We start from the raw sequence: 16,827 nt of genomic DNA on the forward strand, positions 1-16,827 counted from the left end.
GCAGGGGCAAAATGTTGTAGCGACAACAACATAGCCGGCCTGCACGGCGGCACAGCCATCATGAGCGCAGTCACGCCCACTCAAGGAGGCCAGACGGCCTCTTCGTCCAATCCCCCGCACTACACGGCCGAAGAAAAACGGCACCGCGTCTTCGCCATCATGGCGGCGTCGTCGGGCAACCTGGTCGAGTGGTTCGACTTCTACGTGTATGCGTTCTCGGCGCTTTATTTCGCGCCGGCCTTCTTCCCCAAATCCGACCCCACCGCGCAGCTGCTCAACACGGCGGGCGTGTTCGCAGCCGGCTTCCTCATGCGCCCCATCGGCGGCTGGCTCTTCGGCCGCGTGGCCGACCGTCTCGGGCGCAAGACCTCGATGCTGATCTCGGTGACGATGATGTGCGCAGGCTCGCTCGTCATCGCGTGCCTCCCGACCTATGCGCAGATCGGTGCGTGGGCGCCGTTCCTGCTGCTGGTGTGCCGCCTGTTCCAGGGCCTGTCGGTGGGCGGCGAGTACGGCACCACAGCGACCTACATGAGCGAGGTGGCGCTGCGCGGCCAGCGCGGCTTCTTCTCGTCGTTCCAGTACGTCACGCTGATCGGCGGTCAGTTGCTCGCGGTGCTCGTGATCGTGGTGCTCGAGCAGTTGCTCACCGAGGCCGAACTCAAATCATGGGGCTGGCGCATTCCGTTCGTGATCGGCGCCATCGCCGCGGTCGTCGCGCTGCTGCTGCGTCGCACGCTGCACGAAACGCAGAGCGCCGAAGCCAAGGCCAACAAGGAAGCCGGCAGCATGGCCGGGCTCTTCAAGCACCACACGCCGGCGTTCCTCACGGTGCTGGGTTACACGGCCGGCGGCTCGCTGATCTTCTACACCTTCACCACGTACATGCAGAAGTACCTGGTGAACACGGTGCACCTGCCGATCAAGACCGCGAGCTATGTGATGACCGGCGCGCTGTTCGTCTACATGTGCATGCAGCCGGTGTTCGGCGCGCTGTCGGACCGCATCGGGCGGCGGACCAACATGCTGCTGTTCGGCGGACTCGGGGCGCTGGCCACCGTGCCGATTTTGACGGCGCTGCAGTACACGACGAGCCCCGTGCTGGCCTTCGTGCTGATCATCGTGGCGCTGGCGATCGTGAGCTTCTACACCTCGATCAGCGGGATCGTGAAGGCGGAGATGTTTCCGCCTGAAGTACGGGCCCTGGGTGTGGGCCTGGCCTACGCTGTGGCCAATGCGATCTTCGGTGGCTCGGCGGAGTACGTGGCGCTGGGGCTCAAGTCATTGGGGCACGAGTCGGCGTTCTTCTGGTACGTGAGCGGGATGATGGTGATTGCGTTCCTGGTGAGCCTGCGGTTGCCGAAGCAGGCGAGCTACCTGCATCACGATCATTGATGGGCGGGGCGTCTCTGGAGACTCTCCATGTAGACGCAGAACATGTCGGCCATCGAATCCGACCAGGCCTCGATCTGGGCGTCGGTTCGAGGGCTCTCTGAAAACTCTTTCCCCACCGCGCTGAGCGTCGCCACGATCAGGTCTCCTGCCATGGCACGCGTGGCGTCGGAAACCGCCGGCAGGGCCTCTGCCATGAACGCGCGGACGATCTCATCGCCGTCGGCGCGCACTTCCTGTGCCTCGGGTGCGTCCCGGTAGAACGGCGCGGCGTCGCCGAGCGCCGTTCGCACTTCCGCCTCCTCGCACTCGGAGCGGACGAAGGCATGCGTGAGCAGGCGCAGGCGCTCGAGCACGGGCCGCTGCGTGTCCCCGAGGATGCTGCGCATCATCTCCGTCGTCTGCCGCCATTCGTCGCTCTGCAGGCGGAACAGGATCGACGCCTTGTTCGGGAAGTATTGATACACCGACCCGACGCTCACCCCGGCCCGCTCGGCGACGCGCGTCGTCGTGAAGCGATGCACGCCCTCCTTCGCCAAAACCTGAACAGCTGCCTGAAGAATGGCCCCAAGGAGATCGGTCGAGCGCGCCTGCTTGGGCTTTCTGCGAGAGGAGATCGGGGTGTTTCGACGGTCGGTCATGGGAGCGTTGCAGAACGCGAATAGAAAACATGAAGGGTTCTTCATATTATTTCGCATCCGCTTTTCAGACGAAAGAACCCTGTGACAACGACCTTGACCACTGCACCATTGGCCCCTTTGCTGGACCGACTGTTTCAAGAAGCCGGCGCGGCGACCAGCCCCGCCGTCGCCAGCATCAGCCCGGAGGAGCGCCAACGGCTGATGCGCAGCAAAACCGAATACCTCGACTTCTACAGCCGCCTCAAGGACCTGTGGCTGCCGGTGTCGCGCGAGACCGGCGTGCTGCTGTACCAACTGGCGCGCAGCACGAAGGCGCGGCACGTCGTGGAGTTCGGCACCTCCTTCGGACTGTCGACCCTGTACATGGCCGCGGCGCTGCGTGACAACGGCGGCGGCCGGTTGATCAGCAGCGAGTTCGAGCCATCGAAGATCGCCAAGGCCCGCGAGCACCTGGCCGAGGGGGGCGTGAGCGACTTGGTCGAAATCCGCGAAGGCGACGCGCTGAAGACGCTGGCGAGCGACCTTCCCGAATCCATCGACCTCTTGCTGCTCGATGGCGCGAAGTCGCTCTACAACGACGTGCTGGCGCTGGTCGAGCCCCGCCTGCGTCCGGGTGCGCTGATCGTGGCGGACAACGCCGACTACAGCCCGGAGTACCTGGCGCGCGTGCGCTCTCCCGACAGCGGATATCTGTCCGTGCCGTTCGCCGACGACGTCGAGTTGTCGATGCGGTTGGGCTGAGGCCTTTCTCCAAACTTCCATCGAAGAGATATCGCAATGAATGTTTTTGTCACCGGCGCGACCGGTTGGGTCGGCTCGGCCGTGGTTCAGGAATTGATCGGCGCTGGCCATGCGGTCACCGGGCTTGCGCGCTCCGAGGACAAGGCTGTCGCGCTCGCTGCAGCGGGTGCAAAGGTTCTGCGCGCCACACTGGAAGATCTCCAGGCCCTGCGTGAAGCCGCCGCTGCGGCGGACGCCGTCATCCACACCGCGTTCAATCACGACTTCTCCCGGTTCATGGAGAACTGCGAAGAAGATCGCCGCGTGATCGACGCGCTCGCAGGCGCCCTGCAAGGGTCCGACCGTCCGCTGCTTGTGACCTCAGGCCTGCTCGGCCTGCCGCGTGGCGCAACGGAATCGGACCTGCCCAATCCGGCATCGCCGCGCAAGTCTGAACCCACCGCACGCGCGTGGGCCGAACGCGGCGTGCGTGCGGCGACGGTGCGGCTCGCACCGTCGGTTCACGGCCTGGGCGATCACGGCTTCGTGCCGATCCTTGTTCGCCTGGCTCGGGAGAAGGGCGTATCGGTGTTTCTCGACGAAGGCGAGAACTGCTGGGCCGGTGTGTCGCGGCAGGATGCGGCGCGGGTGTATCGCCTGGCGCTCGAGCAGGGGGTGAGCGAATCGGTCTATCACGCTGTCGCTGATGAGCGTGTGCCGTTCAAGGCGATTGCCGAGGTCATCGGCCGTCGCCTCGGACTGCCAACGGAGTCGCGCGAACGCGAGCACTTCGGGTGGTTCGCGAACATGGCGGGTGCGGACATGTCGGTATCGAGTGCGCGCACGCGCGAAATGCTTGGTTGGAAGCCACGGGGACCGGGCCTGCTGGTCGATCTCGACCAGCCTGGCTACTACGACTAGGTGAATCTCGTGCGCGTGGGCTCGAATCTACAAACAGAAGATCCGATCCATCGCGACCCACTTCTCCCCTTCTGCCGTCCAAGGCGTAGGCGCCTGAAACTTCCACATCAACGCTTCCCACTCCCGAATCTTCGGGTCGTTGCGCGACGCAGCCGCCATCGCCTCCGCGTCATACCGCGCATCGTCCGTCTCCATCAGCATCACCATGCGCGTGCCGAGCCGATAGATCTCCATCCCCGTCACGCCATGCGCATTCAGGTGAGCGCGCACCTCCGGCCAGATGTCGCGGTGGTACGCCTCGTACTCCGCGATCAGCGTCGGGTCGTCTTTCAGGTCGAGGGCAAGGCAGTGGCGCATGGCTCGTTCAATCCAGAATCGTTGAGGGAAAAGATCAGGTCAACGCCCGATCCAGATGCGTATACCCACCATCGACAAACACCCACTGCCCCGTCGTGTGCGAAGCCCGCTCGGAAAGCAGGAACACCACGGTGTTCGCAATCTCCTGCGGCGTGGTCATCCGGTGTCCCAGGGGAATCTTGTCGGTGATGGTCGCGAGCTTGCGGTCGGGCTCGTCGAAGGCCGAAATCCAGCGTTGGTACAGCGGCGTCATCACTTCGGCGGGAATCACCGCGTTGACACGCACGCCATCCTCCAGCAATGAAGCGGCCCACTCGCGCGTCAGCGACAACTGCGCGCCCTTGGCCGCGGTGTAGCCGCTGGTATTGCCCTGCCCCGTCAGCGCCGTCTTCGACGAGATGTTCACGATGGCCCCGCGGCTCGCCTTCAGATGCGGCAGGCAGAAATGCGCCATCACGTAGTAGTGGATGAGGTTCCGGTCCAGCGATGCAATGAACGCCTCGCGCCCTGCTTCGAGCCCCACGCTGTCGTTCACCCCCGCGTTGTTGACCAGCCCATCGATGCGCCCGAGCTCCGCGACCGTGCTTTCAATGGCCTTGCCGCAAGCCGCTTCTTCCATCAGTTCGAACTGGAGAAACCGCGCCCGCGGCTGCAATCCGCGCAGCTCTTCCTCGAATGCCGCATCCAGCGGATTCTTCCCGCAGATCACCGGTACCGCCCCTTCGCGCGCGAGCGTGAGCGAGATGGCCGCGCCGATGCCGCTGCCGCCACCGGTGACGAGCACCACCTTGTCTTTCAGATTCAAGTCCATGACTGCGCGATGCCCTTCTTGTTGTTGTCCATCTACCCGCGAAAACGATAGCGCTCGAGCGATGCCGGCTTCATCGTGATCGAGAAGCCCGCGCCCGTCGGCGGCATGTACGCCGCATCGCGCACCACGCACGGCTCGACGAAGTGCTCATGCAGGTGGTCCACATACTCGATCACCCGCCCTTCGCGCGTTCCCGAGATGCACAGGTAGTCGATCATCGACAGATGCTGCACGTACTCGCACAGCCCCACCCCGCCCGCATGCGGGCACACGGGCAGCTTGTACTTCGCGGCCATCAGCATCACCGCGAGGATTTCGTTCACGCCGCCGAGCCGGCACGAATCGATCTGCACCACGTCGATGGCGCCGCGCATGATGAATTGCTTGAACATGATGCGGTTCTGGCACATCTCTCCCGTGGCCACCTTCACCAGCGGCGCGATGCCTTCGCGAATCTTGCGGTGGCCTTCGACGTCATCGGGGCTCGTCGGCTCCTCGATGAACCAGGGCTTGGCGAATGCGAGCTGCTTGACCCAGTCGATGGCCTGGTCGACCTCCCACACCTGGTTGGCGTCGATCATCAGATTGCGATCAGGCCCGAGCACCTCGCGCGCCACGGTCAACCGACGGATGTCGTCCTGCAGGTCGCGCCCCACTTTCAGCTTGACGTGGTTGAACCCCGCATCGACCGCCTCCTGCGCAAGCCGCCGCAGCTTCTCGTCGGAGTAGCCGAGCCATCCCGCCGACGTGGTGTAGCAAGGGTAGCCCTCGGCCTTCAGCGTGGCGATGCGCTCGGCCTTGCCGACGGCCGCATCGCGCAACAACACCAGCGCCTCTTCGGGCGTGATGCAGTCGGTGATATAGCGAAAGTCGACGCAGCGCACGAGTTCTTCGGGACTCATGTCCGCCACCAGCTGCCACACCGGCTTGCCTTCGGACTTGGCCCACAGGTCCCACATCGCATTGACCACCGCACCGGTCGCCAGATGAATCGCGCCCTTGTCGGGGCCGATCCAGCGCAGCTGGCTGTCCGAGGTGATGTGCCGCCAGAAACGGCCCATGTCCTCGGCCACCCATTGCAGGTCGAGCCCGACGACCAGGTGACGCATCGCCTCGATGGCCGCGCAGCAGATCTCGTTGCCGCGGCCGATGGTGAAGGTCAGGCCGTGGCCTTCGAGCCCCGGCTGGTCGGTCTCCAGCACGACATACGCCGCGGAGTAGTCCGGGTCGGGGTTCATCGCATCGGAGCCGTCGAGCTGCTGCGAAGTGGGAAAGCGCACGTCCAGTACGCGCATGGATCGAACGATGGTCATGAACGGGGTCTTCAGAGAGAAAGGAAATCAGTCGTACAGAACCGCCGCGATCTTCGGGTCGGTGATGTTGGTCTTGTCGTACCAGAAGAAGCCCGTGTCCACGACCTTGGGCAGCTTCTCGCCCTTGATCGCCTTCACCGCCATCTCCACGGTCTTGTAGCCCATGCCCACGGGGTTCTGCGTGATCGCGCCGGCCATGCTGCCGTCGGCGATGGCGTTCTTCTGCTGCTTGCCCGAGTCGTAGCCGATGATCACGACCTTGCCGTTGCGTTTCATCTCCTTCACGCCGTTGACCACGCCGATGGCGGAGCCCTCGTTGGCGCCAAAGATGCCCTTGAGGTTCGGCGAAGCCTGCAAGATCGACTTGGTGATCTCGGTTGATTTCAGCTGGTCGCCGCCGCCGTACTGCACGCTCACGATCTTGATGTTCGGGTAGGTCGACTTGATGCGGTTGACGAACCCGTCGCGCCGGTCCACGCCGGTGCGGCTGGTCTGGTCGTGCACCACCAGCGCGACCTCGCCCGACTTGCCGATCAGCTCGGCCATCTTGTCGGCGGCCAGCGCGGCGGCGGCCTTGTTGTCGGTCGTGGTGGTGGTCACGGGAATGTCGCTGTCCACGCCGGAGTCGAACGCCACCACGGGAATCTTCGCGGCCTGTGCCTTCTTCAGCAACGGAATGGCAGCCTGGCTATCAAGTGCTGCGAAGCCGATGGCCTGCGGCTTCTTGGCGAGCGCGGCGGAGAGCATGTCGATCTGCTTGTCGACCATCGACTCCGACTCGGGGCCCTCGAAGCTGACCTTCACCTTCAGGTCCTTCGCGGCCTGCTCGGCGCCGGACTTCACGGCCTGCCAGAACTGGTGCTGGAAGCCCTTGGAGACGAGCGGGATGTAGATCTCCTGCGCCTGCTGTGCCTGCGCGAAGCCCGACAGGCCAATGAGGGCCGCGCCCAGCGCGGTGGTGACTGCTCTTCGTTGAATCATGCAAAGGTCTCCTGTGGTTGTAGAAATTGGAAGAAAGGGAAATCGGATCAGTGCTTGCTGTTGCTGCGGCGGCGCAGGATGTCCGCGTACACGGCCAGGATGATGATCACGCCCGTGATCACCGTCTGCCACTCCTGCGCGACCGAAAGAATGCGCAGGCCGTTGGTCAGCACGCTCATGATGAAGGCGCCGATGATCGTGCCGACGATGGTGCCGGTGCCGCCGCTGAGCGACGTGCCACCGATGACCACGGCCGCGATCGCATCGAGCTCATAGCCCTGCCCGAGCGCCGGCTGCGCGGAGTTCAGGCGCGAGGCGATCAAGAGGCCCGCGATGCCGCAGATGCCGCCGCTCACCGTGTAGACCACGACCTTCCAGAAGTCGGTGTTCACGCCCGACAGGCGCACCGCTTCCTCGTTGCTGCCGAGTGCGAAGGTGTAGCGCCCGAGGATGGTCCGGTTGAGCAAAATGCTCGCAGCCACGGCCACCAGGAACAGGATCAGCACCGCATTCGGAATCGGCAGCGATGGAATGAGGTCGCCGATCAGCGAATCCTGCGAGATGGCGGTGAAGCCGGGCGTGTCGTTGAAGTAGATCGGCTTGGTGCCCGAGATCACCAGCGACAGGCCCTTGAGCAGCATCATCATCCCCAGCGTCGCGATGAACGGTGGGATCTTGAGCTTCGCGATCAGCACGCCCGAGACGAAGCCGGCCAGCGCGCCGAAGAAGATCGCGGCCGCGATGCCGAGCGCGAGCGGCATGCCCATGTAGGTGAGCACCACGCCGGCCATGACGGCGCAGAAGGTCATGAGCGTGCCCACCGACAGGTCGATGCCCGCGGTGATGATGACGAAGGTGCAGGCGATGGCCAGCACGCCGTTCACCGCGGTCGACTGCAAGATGCTCACGAGGTTGTCGGTCTGCAAAAACTGCGGCGAGGCGAAGCTGAAGAACACCATCAGCGCGATGAGGCTGGCAAAGGCCAACAACTTCTGCCGCGTGGCGGGGCGAAAGAGCCGCGCCTTCAGCGAGAAGCCAGGTACATCGGTGGCGGCGGTTGCAGCGGTAGGGGTCGTCAAGGGTTGTCTCCAGTCTTCATGCGGTGGCTGCAGCTTCGCGCCGGGTGGCAAGCTGCATGATCTTTTCCTGCGAGGCTTCGCGCCCTGCCAGTTCGCCGGTGATGCGGCCTTCGCACATCACCAGCACGCGGTGACTCACGCGCAATATCTCGGGCAGCTCGGAAGAGATGATCACGATGGCCTTGCCCTGCGAGGCCAGCTCGTTGAGGAGGCGATAGATCTCGGCCTTGGCGCCCACGTCGATGCCGCGCGTGGGCTCGTCGAAGAAGAGCACGCTGCAGTCGCGCAACAGCCACTTGGCGATCACGATCTTCTGCTGGTTGCCACCCGAGAGCAGCCGCACCTGCTGGCGCACCGAAGGCGTCTTGATGTTGAGCTGCTTCACAAAGCGCTTGCCGGCCGCCTCGATGGCCGCCTGGTCGATGAACACGCCCATCGACACGAACTTCTTCATGCTCGGCAGCGCGATGTTGGTTTCCACGTCCATGCCGGTGGCCAGGCCGAAGTGCTTGCGGTCTTCGGAGAGGTAGCCGATGCCGTGCGACACCGCGTCCTCGGGCGACCTGATCGACACCTTCTTGCCGCGTACGAAAACCTCGCCCGCATCGATGGCGTCGGCGCCGAACACCGCACGTGCAAGCTCGGTGCGGCCCGCGCCCATGAGCCCCGCGAAGCCCAGGATCTCGCCCCGGCGCAATACGAAGCTCGCATCGCGGACCATCGATCCCCGCGTGATGCCTCGCGCTTCGAGCACGATCTCGTTGCCTGCAGTGTCGGGAAAATCGTTCTCCACCTCGGTGAGCTGGCGACCCACCATCATGGCGATGAGCGAGTCCATCGGCGTGTCGGCCATCGACACGGTGGCGATGTACTGGCCATCGCGCATCACGGTCACGCGGTCGGCGATGCGCTTCAATTCGTCCATCTTGTGCGAGATGTAGACGATGGCCACGCCCTGCGATTTGAGCTGGCCGATGATGCGGAACAGGTCCGCCACCTCCTCGTTGTTGAGCGCGGCGGTGGGCTCGTCCATGATGAGCACGCGCGAATCGAACGAGAGCGCCTTCGCGATCTCCACCATCTGCTGCTTGGCCACAGTGAGTTCACCGACCGGCGTGTGCGGATCGAGCCGCAGGTTCATGCGGTCGAAGATGCGCTGTGTTTCCACGCGCATCGCCTCCTCGTCGATGAAGAAGCCCAGGCGCCCGCGCGGCTCGCGGCCGATGAAGATGTTCTGCGCGGCGCTCAGGTGGTTCATCAGGTTGAGCTCCTGATGAATGATCCCGATGCCCAGCGCCTGCGCGGCGCGCGGGCTTGCGATGTCCGCGGGCTGGCCGTCGATCAGCACTTCGCCGGAATCCTTGCTGTAGACGCCCGCGAGCACCTTCATCAGCGTGGACTTGCCCGCGCCGTTCTCGCCCATGAGGGCATGCACCTCGCCGGGCAGCAGATCGAACTGCGCCTTGTCGAGGGCACGCACGCCGGCAAAGGATTTGCAGAGGTCGCGGATGGTGACGATGGGTTGCATGAGGTGACGCGTGATTCAGTTCGTCGAAGAGATGCCATAGAAGTGCTGCGCGGTGCGGTGCCAGACCTGCTCCTGCCCGTGCGGCGGCAGGCTGCCGATGAGCGCTTCGCTCGCAGCGATCCAGCCTGCGTAGTCGCCGGCCAGCGTGAGCACGGGCCAGTCGCTGCCCCACATCAGGCGGCCAGGGCCGAAGCAACGCAGCAGCACGCCCCAGACCGGGCGGATCGCACGCACCAGCGCATCGACATCGCCTCGCATCGCGGCCGGTGCCTCGGTCCAGAGCCCTGAGAACTTGCAGCAGACCTGTGGCAGCGCGGCCAGCTCCATCATGTGCCTGCGCCAGATGGCAAAGGCCTCGCTGTCTTCTGCGTCGCCCACGCCGGGCTTCGCTGCGTGGTCGATCACCACGGGCAGTTGCGGCCAGGCCTTCAGGAAGTGCAGCAGCGACGGCAGATGACGCGGCTTCACCAGCGCATCGAAGCGCAGTCCCAGGCGCACCATCGCGCGGATCGCATCGGGGTGCGGCGCGCGTGCGATCCAGTCGTCGGCGGCCAGGTCCTGCAGCATCGGCCGCACGCCCTTGAACTTGGGGTGCCTTGCCATGCGCTCCAGCGAGGTCACGGCATCGCGGCTGCTCAGGTCGACCCAGCCGACCACACCGCCAATCGCATCGTGCGCCGTGGCCAGTTCCAGCATGAAGTCGGTTTCTGCTTCCGACTCGGCCGCCTGCACCAGCACCGTCCGCATCACGCCGTGCGCTTGCAGCAGGGGCGCGAGGTGCTCGGGAAGAAAGTTGCGCATGAGTGGCGCCAGCGCGGGCACATCGGCGCGCAGCCACGCATAGTCGCCACGCGTGGGTCGCCAGAAATGCTGATGCGAGTCGATGCGCTGTGTCATGCTGCTTGGCACCCTTCGTCTCTCGTCAGATGGTAACGCCGCCATCCACCAGAACCACCTGGCCGGTGACGAAGCGCGACTCGTCGCTCAGCAAGTACACGACCTGCGGTGCGATGTCTTCCGCCACCGCGAGCCGGCCCATGGGCTGGCGTGCGATGAAGTCGCGCTCGGCCTGCGCCGGGTCGGGCGCGGCGGCAATGCGTTCGCGCAGCGAGGGCGTGTCCACCGTGCCGGGGCACAGCGCATTGCAGCGCAGGCCTTGCCGCACATGGTCTGCCGCAAGGCCTTTCGTCATGCCGATCACCGCGGCCTTGGAGGCGCCATAGGCGAAGCGGTTCTGAAAGCCCTTCACCGACGAAGCCATCGACGCCATGTTGACGATCGATGCGCCACCGCCTTCGTGCTTCGCCTTCTCGAGCATGCCCGGCAGGAAGGCGCGCACCATGCGGTACATGCTCTTCACGTTGAGGTCGAAGCTGAAATCCCACGCAGTCTCGTCGCACTCGAGCACGCTGCCGTGATGCACATAGCCCGCGCAGTTGAAGAGGCCGTCGAGCGCGGGCAGTTCGGCGGCCAGCGCGGCGATGGCATCCGCGCTGCGCACGTCAAGCACCGCCGTGCGGATGCCGGGCGAGGACTGCGCCAGCTTGTCGAGAAGCGCGGCGTTGATGTCGGTCGCAATCACCTGCGCACCTTCGAGCGCGCAAGCCAAAGCGGTGGCAAGGCCGATGCCTTGCGCAGCCGCGGTGATCAGAACCGTCTTGTTCTGGAGTCTTGTTGAAGTCATTCGATGATGTTCAATGGATCGCGTTGCAGGCCCCGCCTCAGAACGTATGGCTGATGCCGAAGTACGTGCCCGACTGCTTGCCGCCCGCGGGCGGGTTGTTGTTGGTGGCCTCCACCGAGAAGTTGGCGGTCTCGCTGTTGTAGACCTTGCCCACCGATGCGTAGAGCAGCGTGCGCTTGGAGAGCGCGTAGTTCGCGCCCAGCATGTACAGGTTGGCGCTGCCGGCGTTCCGGTTCTGCGTGACGCGGAACATCGAGCCGATCAGCGTCAGCAACGGGGTGATCCTGTAGTTGGCGCCGACCCAGTAATGGTTGGCCTTGCTCGGCGCGCTGAGCGGCGCATCGGGCGCCGACAGCCGCTGGTAGCCGACGAACATCTTCAGGTCGTCGAACAAGGTGGCGGTGCCGCCGAGCGTGAGTTCCTTGGACTGATTGAAGAGGTCGGAGTACTTGCCGTTCTTGTCGCGCGCCACGTCGTAGATGGCGCGTACTTCGAACGAGGGCGCGATGTACGACACCGAAATGCCGTCCTTGCGCAGCTTGGTGAAGCCGTCGGTCTGCTCGCCGAGGCCCGTCTGCACGGTGGCGCTGAAGCCGCCCCAGGTCGGCGTCGTGTACTCGACGCCGTTGTCGTTGCCCTGCCAGTTTCGCCCGCGCACCAGTGTCGCGGTGCCGATGAACTGCTGGCCCGTCGGGTCGATGTACCAGACGTCGTTGGCGATCGACAGGTTCTTGCCCAGCACCAGCTTGCCCCAGTAGTCCTGCAGGCCGACGTAGGAGCGGCGGTTCAGCAGCAGGTCGGCACCGTTGGGCTTGGCCTTGGGCAGGTCGAAGCCGCCTTCGAGCACGAAGAAGGCCGCCATTCCGCCGCCCAGGTCCTCCGTGCCCTTGACGCCCAGCATGCTGGTGCCCCATTGGTTGCCAGCCGCGCGCCACAGATGACCCCTGCCCTGGCCCGCGTCATTGGCGATGTTGTTCTGATAGTCGGCGCCCGCCACGGCGCGTCCGTAGAGGGTGACGCTGCTCTGGGCGTGGGCACCCGCCGCGGCGATGCACATGCAGAAGGAGGCCGTGGCAGCCTGGAAACCGTGCTTCATCTTTCTTCCTTGTCTCTCGTGTTGTTGTCAGTGTGAGGAGCGGCCCGGAGCGGGGCCTGCAGTAGAGGAACGGGACTACGCGGGCACGACGGTGGTGTCGACACCGTTCACGCGCACGACGACGGGGTTCTTGTTCGGCGCGCGGTCCGCGGCGATGGCGTACGACGTCACCTGGCCGTTGGCCCAGGCGCAGTCGACGCGATAGCCGCCGCGTGCGCGCAGGCCTGTGAAGGAGCCGCTGGCGCGCCAGTGCACGGGCAGGGCCGGCAGCAGCACGATCTTTCCCTCGTGGCTGTGCAGCAGGAGTTCCGCGATGGCGCCCGAGATGCCGAAGTTGCCGTCGAGCTGGAACGGCGGGTGGTCGCAGAACAGGTTGTCGAGCGTGTTGAACGCGAGCAGCCCCTTGAGCATTTCACCGGCGCGATCGCCGTCGCCCAGGCGTCCGAACAGCGCGCAGCGCCACGGCCAGGTCCACGAGCGCCGGCTGTCGCCCACCACGTCGGAGGCGACGAACTTGTGCGCCGCGCTTTCGTTGCAACGCGCCTTGAGCGAAACCAGCGCCGCGTCGGCAAAGGCCGGCGTGGCGGTGCGGGTGATCTGGCGCCCCGGGTAGACGGCGAACAGGTGCGAGGTGTGGCGGTGCCGGTCGGCCGGGTCGTCTTTGTCGGCCTGCCACTCCTGCAGCTGGCCCCAGCTGCCGATCTTGTTGGGCGCGAGCGCGGCCTGTCGGGCCTGCACGTCGGCGGCATAGGCGGCGTCCTGCCCGAGCCGAGCCGCGGCATCGCGGTAGTTCTGGAACAGGTCCCAGATGATCTGCTGGTCGTACATCACGCCGTCTTCGACCGGCCCGTGCTCCGGCGACCAGCCGTTGGGCGACACGTACAGGCCGTCGGGCCTGCGCTTGAGACGCGCCATCCAGAACTGCACGACCTCCTTGATGAGCGGGTAGGCCACGTCGCGCAGGTAGGCCACGTCCTGCGTGAACGCGAAGTGCTCCCACAGGTGCTGCGCATACCAGCCGCTGGACACGACGTTCCAGTCCCACGCGGAGCTGCCGAAGATGTTCTGGCTGGTGCGGGCCGTCCACCCCGGCGTGCTGCTGCCGAACGCGGCGCGCGTGGCGATGCGCAGCGGCGCCGCCTGCGCCTGCACGTAGGCCACCAGGGCCTGGTGCGAGTCGCCGAGGTCGGTGGTCTCGGCGCCCCAGTAGTTCATCTGGACGTTGATGTTGTTGTGATAGTCGCTGGCCCACGCGGGGTCATTGCTGTCGTTCCACAGCCCCTGCAGGTTGGCCGGCAGGCCGCCCGGGCGCGACGAGCTGGCGAGCAGGTAGCGGCTGTAGTCGAACATGACCTGTTCGAGCCCCGGATCGGCCATGTCGGTCTTGAACGACTTCAGACGCAGGTTGGTCGGCAGCGCGCGCAGCGACGACGCAGCCTCGGCGCCCCAGGTCGCCTGCACGCGCACCATGCGCGCCGAGAAATCCGCTGCGTGCCTTGCCACGAGCGTGTCCAGGCTGCGGGCCGTGGCTGCGGCCACCCGCTGGCGGATGGCGGGCATCGGATCGGTGCCGGTGCGCCAGCCGGCGTCGTACGACGGCGCGTAGTCGGTGCCCGCATCGAGCACCAGCAGCAGGCCGTTGCAGTTGGCAAAGCGCAGTTCGTTGCCAACGCTCGACAGCGTGCCGCCGGACGGCAGGGCGCGCAGCACCGCGCCGCTGCGCAGGCCGTTGCCCAGCGTTGACGTGAGTTCCAGCGAGCTGCCCGTGGGCGCGGTGATGCTGCCCGCCGACTGCCCGCTCGTGAGCGCGATGCGCCCCGACAGGCCGCCGGCCTGCGTGGCCTCGTAGAAGCACACCACCACGTCGTCCACGCGCGAGGCGAAGGCCAGGCGCGCCTGGCGTTGGCCCTGGCGCCGGAAGCCGACGCCGTGCACGCCGCGGCGCAGGTCGAGGCTGCGCTCGTAATTGGCGAGCACGTCGAGGCCGTCGCTGGTGTAGCCCGGCCCGCGCAGCACGATGTTGGCCACCTGGAAGTGCGACACGGCCGCGTCGCGCGCAAACACGAAGCGGAAGTAGCGGAAGGCCGTGGTGTTGTTGAACGCAAAGTCGCGCACCTGATTGCGCTGCGCGAACGGCCCGCCCAGGTTGCGGGTATCCAGCGTGGTCCACGCGATGCCGTCGGCCGAGCCCTGCAATTGCCAGCTCTGCGGGTCGCGCTGCGGCACGTCGTCGGCGCTCGTGAGCGAACAGGCGTTGACGACCACCGGCGTGCGGTTGTCCAGCAGCCACACGACCTCGGCATCGCGCGTCTCGACGCACCACTTGGTGTCGACCTGACCGTCGACGGAACGCGAGATGTCTTCGTTGGCCGAGACGTTGTCCTCGCCGCCATGACCGCTCGGCGAGGACAGGCACGGTTGCACCGGGGCGCTGGCGAAGACGACGCCATCGAGCGCGATTTCCGAGAGCTGGAAATGCGGGGTGGTCGTGTCGTGCGTGAACGCCAGGCGGTACCGGCTGTACGACGCGCTGTTCGCAAAGCTGAAGCTCTTGGTCTGCAGGCGCGATTCGAAGGCGCCGGGCAGGCTCACGCTGTCGAGCAGCACCCAGGTCGTGCCGTCGTTGGAGCCCGACAGCGTCCACTGGCGCGGATCGCGCGCGGGCACGTCGTTGGCGCTCGTGATCGTGTAGCGCGACACGACTGCTGGCGCCGCCAGCGTCGCCTGCCACTCGATGCGACTGCTGACCGGCGTCACGCACCACTTGGTGGCCGAGGTGCCGTCGACCGACTTCTCGACCTCCTCCCCGCTGCTGCCCAGATGCCCGGTGGGGCTGCTCACGCGGTTGCCGCTGTCGAATTCGACGAGCAGCTCGCCGAACTTCTTGTAGGTGCCGAAGGCCTGATCGGACAGGTCGTAGTTGCCGCTGTCGAAGTTGTTGCCGCCGGTCCACAGGCTGTTCTCGTTGAACTGGATGCGGTCCGACGACACGCCCGCATAGAGCATGGCGCCGAGCCTCCCATTGCCCAGCGGCAAGGCCTCCAGCCAGGTGGAGGCCGGTGCCGCGTACCACATGCGCCGGCCGCCGCTGGCGGCCACGTCGGGCACCGCAGCCTTGGCGGCCGCAGGCGCCGGTGCCGCGGGCGCCTGCGCTCCGGCCGCCGAGGGAAACGCCGAACCCGCGCCCTCGCTCCCGCCACCGCAGGCGGACAGCAAGGGCAACGTGGCGAAGGCGCCCAGCGCGCCGAACAGCGTCCGGCGGCGCAGGTCGATGGCGAGCGACTCGTCGCCGGCGATGGACACGGTCTCCCCAGTGGATTTCAAGCGCATGTGTACCCTTTCTTGTGGATGGCAGGACCTCGATGCAGACGGACTCATTTGGTCAGGCCAATTCACCTGAACCAATCTGGTCGGGCCAATTTAACCAGCCTCTTGAATTGGCCTTACCAGAACAAACCCTATGACAGGCTTCGTTCCCAAAGGGGCGCTCTTCCCTCTGAGGTGCGGGTCGCTTAGGATGCATAAATTGGCCTGACCAAGCGCCATTGCCCCCTTTTTCCCTGGAGCCGCATGCTTCTTTCCGCCAAGTCCCCGCCCACTCGCCGGCTCTACCAGCAGGTCGCCGACCGGATTCGCGCCTTCATCCGCGACGGCCGGTTGAGCGCGGGCACGCGCCTGCCGCCGGAGCGCGAGCTGGCGCTGCAACTGGGCGTGTCGCGCCCCTCCCTGCGCGAGGCGCTGATCGCGCTGGAGATCGACGGAACGGTGGAAATCCGGATGGGGTCGGGCGTGTACGTCTGCTCGCCGCAGGCCATGCTGGAGGGCGAGACGCCCGCGCTGGGCGAGAGCCCGTCAGAACTGATGCAGGTGCGCTCGATGCTCGAGAGCTCGGCCGTGACGCTGGCCGCGGCCCGGGTCGGCCGCCAGCAGCTGGAGCGCGTGAAGGAGTGCCTGGAAGCGATGCGCCAGGACGGCCTGAGCGGGCGCACCATGGTCGAGAACGACCGCCGCTTTCACCTCGCCATTGCGGAGATGACGGGCAACTCGATCCTGATCCGGCTCATCGGCGACCTGTTCGACGACCGGCACAGCCCGATCTCGTCGCACATGACCGAACGCACGGAAAACCCGCAGGCCTGGAAGGCGGCGTTCGTGGAGCACGAGGCGATCTACCTCGCACTGGTGGCACGCGATCCTCAGGTGGCGGCCGCGGCCATGCTGCACCACCTGCAGGCGTCGCACGCGCGGTGGAGCGGGGAACCCGTCGTCGCACCGGGCGGCTGACGCCGCGCGCCGCCCGGAAG

At 65.9% G+C, this 16,827-nt stretch carries 15 protein-coding genes; 4 read left to right on the forward strand and 11 right to left on the reverse strand.

Annotated elements, in window-relative coordinates; all coding sequences use genetic code 11:
- The first annotated feature begins 60 nt into the window (after window positions 1-60).
- A complete protein-coding gene (locus tag ACSFA7_RS23850) occupies window positions 61-1,395 on the forward strand; it encodes an MFS family transporter (RefSeq protein WP_435501643.1) in 1,335 nt (444 codons plus the stop codon).
- Here ACSFA7_RS23850 and ACSFA7_RS23855 read toward each other — a convergent pair.
- A complete protein-coding gene (locus tag ACSFA7_RS23855) occupies window positions 1,389-2,033 on the reverse strand; it encodes a TetR/AcrR family transcriptional regulator (protein ID WP_435501644.1) in 645 nt (214 codons plus the stop codon). The two genes, ACSFA7_RS23850 and ACSFA7_RS23855, sit on opposite strands and share 7 nt — an antisense overlap.
- Before the next feature lie 81 nt (window positions 2,034-2,114).
- On the opposite strand from ACSFA7_RS23855, the gene ACSFA7_RS23860 reads away from it, so the two are divergent.
- Together ACSFA7_RS23860 and ACSFA7_RS23865 are read left to right on the forward strand one after the other, a co-directional pair.
- Window positions 2,115-2,774, forward strand: a complete 660-nt coding sequence (locus tag ACSFA7_RS23860; protein ID WP_435501645.1) for an O-methyltransferase — start codon at window positions 2,115-2,117, stop codon at window positions 2,772-2,774.
- 36 nt (window positions 2,775-2,810) lie between these two features.
- On the forward strand, window positions 2,811-3,674 hold the full coding sequence (locus tag ACSFA7_RS23865) for an SDR family oxidoreductase (RefSeq protein WP_435501646.1): 864 nt from the start codon (window positions 2,811-2,813) through the stop codon (window positions 3,672-3,674).
- Window positions 3,675-3,701: 27 nt separating this feature from the next.
- Here ACSFA7_RS23865 and ACSFA7_RS23870 read toward each other — a convergent pair whose 3' ends face one another.
- From ACSFA7_RS23870 to ACSFA7_RS23915, 10 genes are all read right to left on the reverse strand, one after another.
- Window positions 3,702-4,031 (reverse strand): L-rhamnose mutarotase, encoded by a 330-nt coding sequence (locus tag ACSFA7_RS23870; protein ID WP_435501647.1) that lies wholly within the window; start codon window positions 4,029-4,031, stop codon window positions 3,702-3,704.
- Between the two features lie 34 nt (window positions 4,032-4,065).
- Window positions 4,066-4,842 carry an SDR family oxidoreductase gene (locus ACSFA7_RS23875; RefSeq protein WP_435501648.1) on the reverse strand — a complete coding sequence of 259 codons (777 nt, stop codon included), beginning with the start codon at window positions 4,840-4,842 and terminating at the stop codon, window positions 4,066-4,068.
- 32 nt (window positions 4,843-4,874) lie between these two features.
- On the reverse strand, window positions 4,875-6,155 hold the full coding sequence (locus ACSFA7_RS23880) for an L-fuconate dehydratase (protein WP_435501649.1): 1,281 nt from the start codon (window positions 6,153-6,155) through the stop codon (window positions 4,875-4,877).
- Between the two features lie 27 nt (window positions 6,156-6,182).
- Entirely contained in the window at window positions 6,183-7,136 is a 954-nt protein-coding gene (locus tag ACSFA7_RS23885; protein WP_435501650.1) for an ABC transporter substrate-binding protein, read from the reverse strand.
- A 47-nt stretch (window positions 7,137-7,183) separates the two neighbouring features.
- Entirely contained in the window at window positions 7,184-8,215 is a 1,032-nt protein-coding gene (locus ACSFA7_RS23890) for an ABC transporter permease (protein WP_435501651.1), read from the reverse strand.
- A gap of 16 nt (window positions 8,216-8,231) precedes the next feature.
- Window positions 8,232-9,743, reverse strand: coding sequence for a sugar ABC transporter ATP-binding protein (locus ACSFA7_RS23895; protein ID WP_435501652.1), 1,512 nt, complete (start codon window positions 9,741-9,743; stop codon window positions 8,232-8,234).
- Between the two features lie 15 nt (window positions 9,744-9,758).
- Window positions 9,759-10,640 carry an amidohydrolase family protein gene (locus ACSFA7_RS23900; protein ID WP_435501653.1) on the reverse strand — a complete coding sequence of 294 codons (882 nt, stop codon included), beginning with the start codon at window positions 10,638-10,640 and terminating at the stop codon, window positions 9,759-9,761.
- 25 nt (window positions 10,641-10,665) lie between these two features.
- Window positions 10,666-11,427, reverse strand: coding sequence for an SDR family oxidoreductase (locus ACSFA7_RS23905; protein ID WP_435501654.1), 762 nt, complete (start codon window positions 11,425-11,427; stop codon window positions 10,666-10,668).
- Between the two features lie 37 nt (window positions 11,428-11,464).
- Window positions 11,465-12,523 (reverse strand): porin, encoded by a 1,059-nt coding sequence (locus tag ACSFA7_RS23910; protein WP_435501655.1) that lies wholly within the window; start codon window positions 12,521-12,523, stop codon window positions 11,465-11,467.
- 75 nt (window positions 12,524-12,598) lie between these two features.
- Complete coding sequence (locus ACSFA7_RS23915) at window positions 12,599-15,853, reverse strand: glycosyl hydrolase family 95 catalytic domain-containing protein (protein ID WP_435501656.1); 3,255 nt, start codon at window positions 15,851-15,853, stop codon at window positions 12,599-12,601.
- A gap of 240 nt (window positions 15,854-16,093) precedes the next feature.
- Here ACSFA7_RS23915 and ACSFA7_RS23920 point away from each other — a divergent pair, with 240 nt between their 5' ends.
- Complete coding sequence (locus ACSFA7_RS23920; RefSeq protein ID WP_435501657.1) at window positions 16,094-16,807, forward strand: FadR/GntR family transcriptional regulator; 714 nt, start codon at window positions 16,094-16,096, stop codon at window positions 16,805-16,807.
- Window positions 16,808-16,827: the final 20 nt, after the last annotated feature.

This window comes from Variovorax trehalosi (assembly GCF_051216415.1).
In the GTDB taxonomy this organism is placed as follows: Bacteria; Pseudomonadota; Gammaproteobacteria; order Burkholderiales; family Burkholderiaceae_C; genus Variovorax.